This is a genomic window from Dietzia sp. B44, from assembly GCF_014145245.1.
GTDB lineage: Bacteria > Actinomycetota > Actinomycetes > Mycobacteriales > Mycobacteriaceae > Dietzia > Dietzia natronolimnaea.
In genome coordinates this window covers 1-1642 of record NZ_JAALEF010000086.1, presented here as the reverse complement: position 1 = coordinate 1642, position 1642 = coordinate 1, and the positions used below count along the sequence as shown (strand labels likewise).

The following is a 1642-nucleotide window of genomic DNA, read 5'->3' as shown; positions in this document are numbered from 1 at the left end:
TGGCGCCGTCGCCGACCCCGAGCGAGCCGGCGACCGACGCCGCGGCCGGCTCGACCGAACCGACGAGCGACTCGTCCAGGAGGGACCCACTGGCGTCGACGGAGCCGGTGCCGGGTGCCGGGTCGGTCAGGGTGATGGACCCGGCGGCGTCGATGACCGACCCCGCGAGGGGCGCCAGGGAACCGGTGGAGGGCTCGCCGAAGATGGCGGAGCCCGAGGTGTCGAGGGAGCCCTCCCCGGTGGCGTTGGCCTCGAGGATGAGCGAGCCGAGGTCCTGCGGGAGGGAGCCCTCGCCGGCCGAGTCGCCGCTGCCCTCGCTTCCGCTGCTCAACGTGCCCAGGCTGTCGGCTCCGAGGCTGTCGGCGGACAGGCTTCCGGTGCCGTCCTGAGCGGAGGCGACGGCGGTCGCCCCGGAGAGGGCGAGGGCGGTGGCGGCTGCGACGGCAGCGGCCCTACGGATCGAGAACGTCATGGGTTCGTCTCCTTATATTGCGCGGCATCCGCGTGGGTTCGCGACGGGACACCCGTGAGGGATGGTCTACAGCTTTCGGGTTCCGGCCGCGACGATCGGGTAGCGTCGTAAACTTTCGCCCTTATCCCCACCATATCCCTGAATTTAAGGGAAGCAACAGCTCCCTCTCAGTGAGAACTCAATTAGAATCCGCGTGAAATCCACTCCCGCACAGCCCGGGTCGCGCGGACGTCGTCCTCGTTGTACGCGAGGATGCGCTCCCTGCCGGAATCCCGCTCGACCCCCCTCGAGGCCTGCGCATCCCGGTACCACCCGATCGACTGCTCGCCCCCGGCGTCCGGGTCGCGCCAGTGGAATCCGGCCACCGGCGCCACCACCTTGAGCCCGAGCCCGGAGGTGGAGACGAACTGGGTGGACACCGCTTCATGGACGTCGACCCACCGGGGCGAGGAGATGAACCCCCGCACCTCGGACACCGAGGGGACGCCTCTGACCACGGCCACCGTGCCCTCCGGCCCGAACCTGGTGGCGGTCGAGAGCATCCAACCGTTCTCCGCGGACCTCGAGTAGCAGTACGCGCGGAAGGAGCGACCCTGCCCCTCGGCCCTGTCCCGGATGCCGGTGAGCCAGCGCCAGAACTCGGCGAACGAGCGACCCTCGTCCGGGTCCGGCAACCGTGCCCAGGTGGCGAACGGCCGGTAGCCCTCGGCCTCGAGGCGACGCCCGTCCCGCAGCGTGAGCAGGGTCCCCCACAGGTAGGCACCGTCGTCCAGATGACTCTCCAGGTCCACGTCCACCTCCACGTCCGCGCGCGGGATGGCGGGGCGGGCCACCTTGGGGACGACGACCTCGCCGTCCCGGTGCGCACGGGCCCTCAGCACGGCGTCGGAGAACGGTTCGCCGTTCCAGTCCGGCGGGCGCTCGGGCCCTGCCTCGGCGAGGTCCGCCACCGTGCGGAACCCCGCCGCACGGACCGGTCCCACCTGTCCACCACCCACCACCAGACTCACGTCGTCCGCGATGACCAGGTGGTCTCGGCACCCGGTCACGGGCGTCCCCCGGTCGACCCAGCCCTCCCACCACGGGCAGGTACGGCACTCGCCCACCCGGCTGGGCACCGTGTCGAGCTCGCCGCGGAGGACCGCCAGCCGCGTGGCGTGGTTCCGGTCG

2 protein-coding genes are annotated in these 1642 nt (G+C 71.6%); both read right to left on the bottom strand.

The window, feature by feature from the left end:
• Positions 1-472: hypothetical protein (locus tag G6017_RS03680; RefSeq protein WP_206682418.1), on the bottom strand; the 472-nt coding region annotated here is incomplete at its 3' end.
• A 182-nt stretch (positions 473-654) separates the two neighbouring features.
• Positions 655-1642 (bottom strand): TM0106 family RecB-like putative nuclease (locus G6017_RS03675; RefSeq protein ID WP_182616002.1); only part of this gene is annotated, 988 nt, incomplete at its 5' end.